The following is an 8319-nucleotide window of genomic DNA, read 5'->3' as shown; positions in this document are numbered from 1 at the left end:
CGCCGCACCCACCCCCCACACCACCGACACCCTCGCCAACCTCCTCGCCGACACCACCGGCCCCGACATCACCGATCATCCGCGCTACCAGGAGATGCTGGACACTCTGGGCAGCCTGAGCGCGGCGTTCGGTCCTCACCAGCAGGGCCTGGAGACCACGAGCCGCCAGATCCTCGGACTCCCGGACGACGCCCCCGTCGGCCGAGCCGAGATCATCGAGGCGCTGGAGTGGGCCGGCCGTACCCGCCCCGCCGCCGCCGACAGCGGCATCGACGCCGCCACCGACCGTGGCGCCGATGCCGTCGAGACGGCCCTCGCACCGGGTTCACGCGATGCCGTGCGGCGCCCGGCGTCACCGCCCGGGGGGCAGCTCTCCCGCTACGCCCGCATGCTCGGCTCCCTCACGAACTCCCATTCCGGCCTCGTATCGCTGTCCCCGCCACCGGCCGAGGTGGTCGCAGATCTCCACGGCGCGGTGCTCGCCGCGATCGGGGACCGGTACGGCACGCTCAACGACGGACAGCGCATGGTTGCTGAGGCCCAACTGGCACGCACCACGGGCCCCCGTGAGATCCTGCGCCATCGGGCCGCATTCCGGTCCGGGCGCGGCCACCCCGTCACCGTGACCGTGGGTCGCACGGAGCGGACCGTGTACGCCCGGTTGCGGTACTCCGACCTCCGCCCCTCAGTCCAGTTCGGCGACCCCGCGACCCGGCCCGACTTCGCACAAGGCGGGAAGACCGAGGGAAAGCAGACCGATGCACGCACCACCCAGCAGACGGCCAACCTGCGCACCGCTCCGCTCGGTTACGTGCTGGCGCTGCCGTTGGAGCAGGGCGGCGTCTGGCTCACCGACTTTGCCCTGACCCTCAACGCCACGCACAACGAGCTGACCGTCGACACGACCGTCACCGACAACCTGTCCGTCTACGGCGAGCTCACCTCGCCCCACGGGCAGTACCCCCTCGACGCCACCGCTCACTGGCAGATCGACCACGCGGACGGCACGTCCGGTGGCGAACGGGCGAGCGTTGAACCGGTGACCCTCTGGCTTCCGCGGAACCGGGCACTCACCGAGGGCGCGGCGCCCGGCACGCCGACGGCTGATCTCAGCGGTCTCCCTCTGTGGTCGGTGGAGAGCACGGGCGACGCGGTAGCGCTCCTCCCCGACCTGCAGCGGGAACTCCCTCAGCTCAGTGACGACCGGTTGTCCGCAGGGTCACGCGCCGAGCTCCACAGCTTCCTGGCGGACGAGGGACTGCGCGCCACCGCTCACCTCCAGGCCGGACACGGTCCCGGCGACAGGCGGGGGGGCGTCGTCTCGCCGGTGCTGGCCGACGCGGACGGCCACCCGGTCGGATTCCTGCTGCTCTCCGCGGAGATCGCGCCGACCGGGACACCGCTCACCACCGACGACGGAACGACGGTCGGAACCGGTTTCGGCCACGGCGGCAGCGGCGACCGCAAGGCGACCCTCGGCAGCGGCGGCGGCTTCGACTTCCGCGGCGGGGTATTCGCCACCAGCGGTCTACCCGCCGAGGCCTCGGGCCCCACGGCGCAGTACGGCGGGGGCGGGGGAGGCAGGATCGGGTACGGCGCCAAGGGGACCGACTCTCTCACCCTTGCTTCCTCCGCCACTCTCGTCCACGGGGTGTCGTCCAAGACCAACAGCCTGCTCACCGAGGCCACGGTCCGCTACACCGCCACCTTCTTCGGGGTGCAGGGCGCGCCGACCGTTCGGTCCTTCGGTTCCGCACCCTCTGCTCCCGGTGCCCGACGAGCGAGCGACGCGGGACCGCGCGACAGCTACCGACTGCTGGTGGCGGCGGTGGATGCCGACACCTCGCGCGGCCGCGAGCCCACACCCGAGGAGCGGCGCACCCTGCCGTCCCACCTGGAGACGTTGCGGGGCATCGGCCTCGACACGGTCCCCACCCGGCTGGACATCGACCCGGAGAGTTTGGACGCCGCCGAGACGGCGCTCCGCGACCGCGGGTTCCTGCCACCGGAGGCCGAGAGCAGCGGCTGGGTCACTGACAGGGTCCTCCAGGGCCAGCAGTTGGAGAACCTGCGCAAGCTGACGCGACTGCGCGGCCGTTGGGGGCTGGCGATGTCGACGCCGGACGCCGTCGACGGCGGTCGCTCTCTGTGGTTCGAGGCCGGTGGGCGGCGAGCGAGGTTGCAGTTGGACGTGCGGCGCGACCAGGGCCGCAGTGTGGTGCACCAGCGTCGGTTGCCCGGCGTGGACGTCAAGGGCAGCAGGCGCAGCGACGTGTCGGTCTCCACCGGCCGCACCATCGAGCACACGGCGACTGCAGGCTTCGCCGCCCGCGGCTACCTGCCCGTCAACGGCTACTGGGTTCCTGGCCAGTTGGACGGCAGTGGCAGCGCGCACCCCAAGTCGGGCAGCGACGTGAAGCAGTCGGTCCAGCGGGTGGGCGACATCAGCCACCCTGAGGCCGGCAGCGACCTGTTCGCGGTTCCGGTGCAGTACCGGCTGGGGCTGACCGTGGCGGACGAGACGACTTACTTCACCGGAGAGGCCGACCCCGGGCGGCTCGACGAGGAGACCGGGCCCCGGCGAGCGGCCGAGGACGCCTACCGGAACGGTGTACTGGATCTGGTCGTGGACCACACCCAGACCGCACCGGCGGACGCGGCGGCAACGCCCGGGACGGACCGGACTCCGACGGAAGCGACGCCGCCTGCACAGCCGCGTACCGATAACGCTCCCGCCCACTCCGCGCCCCGGGTCGTGGACGCCGAGGCGGCCGCGAACCACCGCAACCGCCTCGGCCGGAGCGAAGCGGCCGAGGGCACCCGCCCGGCGGTGACGGCGCTCCCTCTCGGGAGTACCGTTCTCGACTTCCACGCCACAGCCGCCGTCCTCGCCGCAGTACGGACCGCCCTCGACAGGGTCTCGCCGCCCGCCACGGAGACTGCTGCGCCGCCGCTGCCGGCGCCCGCGACCGAGACGCCCGGCTCCCGGGACGAGCCCGACCCGGCCGGCCCGGACGCGCAAACCCCCGCGGCCGGGAGGAACGTGGCGGACCTGGTCACCGACGCCGTGACCGCGGCGACGTCGACCGCCGCCCGGCACGTGCGCGACATGCTGGACAACAGCCGCGGCGACGACTCCCTCGCTGCCGAGGTGCTCCACAACGGCGTGCGCCCCTCCCGGCTCCACGCCAACGCCCCGCAGATCGCCGACGGCTCGTTCGTCCTGGAGGCGCTCCCGCTCCCCGTGACCAAGTGGAACGGTCTGTTCTCTGTGGAGATCAGCGCGCTGATCACCCGGCCCAGGCTCGAACACAGCGAGACGGCCAAGTCCAGCCTGGCTTCGACCGGGGCCACCACGCTCGGTGACACCAGTGGTTCCGGCCGTTCCGGAGAGGTCGTCTTCAGCCTCGGCGCACTCCAGCGGGACATGCAGGACAGCACACAGAACCACCCTCACGGCTCGTACACCTACGCGGCGCGCTCCACCAGCTCGGACGCGCCGAGCACCACCCACGCCGTGACGCGTACGCCCGCCGACAAGAGTCAGCACCACACCGTCAAGGGCGACCTCTCGCTGCTGGTCACGGTCGTCTGGGGCCACACCCACCTGGCAGCGGTCGCCCTGGGCGAGCACGGCACCGTCTCGGTGGCCGTCGATGTCGAGGACGGCGTTCGCTTCTCGGCCTCAGACGCCGTGCTGCGGCCGCACGCCCGCTTGTTCGCGGCCGTCGCGGGCCTCACCCAGCCTGCGCCCGGGGCGGATCTCGCCCTGTTGCCGCCGGTCTGGTTCACCCAGGAGGGCAGCCTCGACGGCGCTGCCGCCACGCATCTCACCCTGTCGGACTCCTCCCGGGACGGGCACGCGAACCGGCTGCGGGCCGGGGTGGAATCCGCGCTGCGCCGCATCGACAGCGACATCTTCACGCCCGGCAGGCCGGGCTACGCGGTAGGCGCCCGTACAGCGGCCGGCTGGATCACCGACCGGGAGACGCTGCTCACGGTGCTCACCCGGCAGGGCCAGCGGCTCTCGGTGCAGTTCGTCGGCCAGTTCGACGGCCGCACGCGACTGGTCACGATCAGTGTCGGGGCGGCGCTCGCAGCCACGGCGGAACAGCGGAACGCGCTGCGCGGCGCCCGGGCCGCCGGCTCGTTGGACCAGTTGCTGGAGGTGTCGCCGAGCGATGTGAAGTCCGAGCAGGCCCGATCCTCCACCCATCAGCTCGCCTTCCGATGGGTGCAGCGGTTCTTCAGCGGGGATCCCTCGGTCGACCCGGACGACCGGGGAGGTCTGACCCATCGCCCCGGCGTCGGTCTCAGCGCGTACCAGAATTCGGGGGCCACCGTCTCCCAGGTGGTCAAGGGCACCGACACCACGTGGCTGCGCGGCGCGCAGGTCGGTGACTTCGACGGTGTCCCCTTCACTCTGACGGCGTCCGTGACCCACGAGCCGGTGACCGAGAACTGGGCGGCCTCGGCCGTGCTGGGCGCCCTGGAGACGCCCACCTGGCTGGCGGCCAGGACGGGAGAGCTCATCCGCAGCTTCTGGGAGGCGACCTCTCTCTCCCTGCCGTTCGGCGGGGCTGCCGCCACGCGTCCCGCGGCGCTGCCCGAACCTCCCGGAAGCCGCCGCCCGGAGGACATCGAGATGACCGCCGGCCTCGGATCCCCGGTCGTGCCCGCGCTCACCCCGATCGACGGCGGCAGCACCCTTGAGGTCGCCGCGACCGCGACCCTGCGTTTCGTCGGGTCGGGCGAGGCAACGGCCGACACCGGTCCGCAGCCGGCGCCGGTCACCACCCTCGACCGCGACCCCGCCGAGACGGACCCGGACGGCCCCTTCGCGCGTCCCTACCCCCTCAGTAGGAACACCGCCTTCTTCCACTCCTTCACGGGGTCGGAGGCTCTGGCGACAGCCCTCCACGACATCGCCCCTACCTGGGCCGGAGCCGCCCTGTCCCAACCGGGCGGTAACGGGGACGGTTCCGCCGTCCCGCGTGACGCCCTCGTGTCCCGGCTCCTCACCGAGGCCGTCCTGGAGCTCGGGACCGGCGGCCAGGGTCCCTTGGGCGGGAAGAGCGGTCTCGTACCGGGCAGCTTCGGGGGCAGGCCACCCCAGGTCCGCCTGAGCTTCCACAACGTTCGCCCGGAGTTGGAGGCCCCGGGGACCGTCATCGACCGGTTGGAGGCCCTGAGTCACACCGAGGCATCCAGCTCGACACGTAACCGCGACTGGAACTTCCTGGCGGAGATCCGTGCCGCCATGGCCCCGGGCCTTCACATGGTCCTCTCCCGGCCCGTGCCTTCCCCCGGCGCCCCGGAAGTCGGCCGAGGCACCGTCGAGTCCAGCAGCAAGCTCACCGTGGACCGGTCGGGCGAGGCCACCACCGACGACGCGGAGTCCGGCCACCTGGTCGACCCCTCGCGGGTGGTGCGTGCCGACGTCCTCGTGGAGATAACGCACGACGGACGATCGCGGTGGGTGACCGGCTCCGGTCGGGTCTCCCTCAACCCGCGGGACCTCCTCGGGCTCGGCTCGATGGACGTCGGCCCGCACGGCAGGGACATCGACCTGCGGGCAGGTGTGGCGAGCGGTCTCGGCGCCGTCAACGGACTGCCGGCCACCTGGCATCAGGCTGTTCCCACGCAGCTGACCGCGTCGTTGGCGGACACCGTGCAGCAGGTCACGGAGACCGAGGGAACGCCCCGGCTGTGGTTCGCGATGGCCGACCCTGCGGAGATCGCCCCGCTGGTACACCTGGTGTCGGAGACGGCACGGACGGCCGCCCGGGACGTCGAGCTCGCAGTTCGCGCTCCCTCGGGCACGCAGCTCTGGCACTTCGACAACACCGGCGCACCGACGGGGCCCCGGTCCGAAGCGCTCGACGCCCTCCGGGATGCAGCACGGACACACCGCCGGGGTCTGACGGACCAGATGGGGGCGCAGCAGGCCGCAGCGACGCAGGCGCGGCTCGCAGCGGACGGGCGACGTGCACACGCGGAGGCACGGGCAGAGCTGGACCGTGCGGGTGAACTCCTCGGTCGGGCGCAGGCTCACGAGACCGATGTGCGGACGCGGGAGAGGAACAACGTCTCGGCCGCCGAGCGCGACGTTTCCCTCCGGGCGGAGGACATCGGGCGCCGACAGATCACCGTCGAGGGACTGCTCGCCCAGCAGCGCGCGAACGAGCAGCAGCTCACCGCCCACTCCGGCGCCCGCGAGCGGCTGCTGGCCCACTCGGACGGCCTCCGCCCGAACGACCCCGCCCGCCAGGCGTTGCAGCAGCAGATCGCCCAGGAGCATCAGCAGATCGAACGGCTGGCCCGGGCAGGCGCGCAGCTCACCGACCGGCTAACTACCGAGCGGGACCAGCTGCGGCGGCAGGAGGAGGCGCACCGGGTGGCGACCGAAGCTCGCGACGCCGCGCTGATTCGGCAGACGGAGGCCGTCGCGTCGGCTGCTCGCGACCGTGCCGAGAATGAGCGTCTGCACGAGCGGCAGAGCGCCCGAGTCGCGGAGCTGGGCGACTCGGTCACAGCCGCGGAACAGCAGCGCCGTCACCTCCGCACGGAGGTGGAGCAGGCAGAGCAGCAGCGCGCCGAGTCGGCGGCGCGCAGCCTGGAGGAGGCCCGGAGCCTGCTCTCGGGCAGTGCACCGGCGCCGGTTGAGGTGCCCGACTTGATCTATGCCGTCCTGATGGACGAGCACACGTCGGCGGGCCGACCGACCGCGGAGCAGGTTCCCCTGCTCGACCTCAGCTCCGGCCCCCGGACCGCCCCGGCTTCCGGCACCCCGCCGCGGGAGGTTCCCGTTCCGACGGTGGGCCCCGACGTCACCCATAGGTTCGTGGTGCCCACCGCGGGCGGGGGTGGCCAGACCCTCGGAGCGATGCCGGACGGCACCCTGGTGCTGCCCGACGGCCGTCAGCTCCATCCTGACGGTTGGGTCCGGTACGGCATCGACTTCGTGCACGACCCGACCTCGCTGGTGCTCGACGGCAGCACAGGCGCGATCCACCGCTTCCTGGGTGTCGACCGGTACGAGCGCTGGTGGGGCGAGGCCCCGCCGGATGTGCGGCACCGTCTGGTCGTCACCGGTGAGGGGCTGCATCTGGTGCGGTCCGGCGGCGGGACGAGAGCAGTGTTCCTCCCCTTCCGACGCCCGTAACCGGCTTCCGCACGGCGCCGTCGGTCAGAGGTCCGCACCGCGGGCCGGGGGCCCTGTGCCTCGGGAGCCCCGTGGCTGCCGGGCCGAGGTGCCCGTCGCACGACCGCGCCCCGCCCCGACCGTGACGGTCGGGGCCGGGCGCGGCGGTGTGTCCGGGGCCGGGGCGGGCGCGGGAGGGAGCGTCAGGGTTCGCGCACGAACTCCCAGGCGTGCTTCGGGTCGCACGGCCAGATGCGCAGGTGGATGTCGGGGTTGTCGTTGCCGAACCCGAGCAGGCAGTAGTCGTGGCTGGCGGCGTTCCGGATGTAGTAGGTGCCGGGCTCCTGCTCGTCCAGCCACCACAGCTGGTTGTCCGCCATGTCCGGGAAGCACCGCGCCTGGAAGACAAGCGTGCCGCGCTCCTTGGCCCCCTTGTCCGGGAGGTCGACGCAGAAGCCGCCGCGGTCGTTGCGGATGGTGTAGAGCGCCGCGCCGTTGGGCCCAGCGTCGTCGAACCGCTTCTCCAGGTTCCAGCGCAGGTTCTCGGTGCCGACGGCGCAGTCCAGATGCCGCAGCGACCAGTTGCGGCCGCCGGTCGTCTCGTTGGAGTTGCCGATGCAGTTGCCGCTGCGGAGGCTCCGGATGAGCACGCGCTCGGTCGGGGGGCCGGCGGCGGTCCGCAGGGCTGCGGCGCTGCTCCGCTCGGCCTCCTGATTCGCCTCGTCCGCCGCGGCGTCGGGTTCGGGCTCCGGATCGGGCTCCGGCTCCGGCTCCGGATCGGGCTCCGGCTCCGGATCGGGTTCCGGCTCGGGCTCGGCTTCGTCCTCCGGCGGCGGGGCCAGGGCCGGCTCCGCGTCGGGCGGGTCGGTGACCGGTTCCTCGGGCTTCGACTCCGGCTTCGGCTCGGGGTTGGGCTGCGCGACGAAGTCCCCGGGCTCGTCGTTCTCCCCCCGCAGCACCGTGTCGGCGGCCAGGCCGGTGGCGGGCTCCGGCGAGCCGGAGCGGTCGATCGCGAGGAAGAGCAGCGGCGCCGCCACCAGCAGCGCACCGGCCAGCGCGGCACCGGCCAGCACCGGGCGGTTGGGACGGCCCTCGTCGGCCGCCTCCGCCTCCGCGTCGGAGCGGTCGCGGTGCCCGGCGTCGCTTCCGCCGCCGGCGGCGGCCCGGCCCTCGGC

Annotated in this window: 2 protein-coding genes; one reads left to right on the top strand and one right to left on the bottom strand. The window is 73.1% G+C overall.

The window, feature by feature from the left end:
• Nucleotides 1-7165, top strand: a 7165-nt coding sequence (locus tag HCN56_RS21355; RefSeq protein WP_376770908.1) for a coiled-coil domain-containing protein, incomplete at its 5' end; no start/stop codon positions are given.
• Nucleotides 7166-7347: 182 nt separating this feature from the next.
• Here the strand turns inward: HCN56_RS21355 and HCN56_RS21350 are convergent.
• Nucleotides 7348-8319: RICIN domain-containing protein (locus HCN56_RS21350; RefSeq protein ID WP_167973582.1), on the bottom strand; the 972-nt coding region annotated here is incomplete at its 5' end.

Source organism: Streptomyces lonarensis, from assembly GCF_012033735.1.
Lineage (GTDB): Bacteria > Actinomycetota > Actinomycetes > Streptomycetales > Streptomycetaceae > Streptomyces > Streptomyces lonarensis.
The sequence above is the reverse complement of the archived record's forward strand: the minus strand, read 5'-3'. Positions and strand labels throughout refer to the sequence as shown.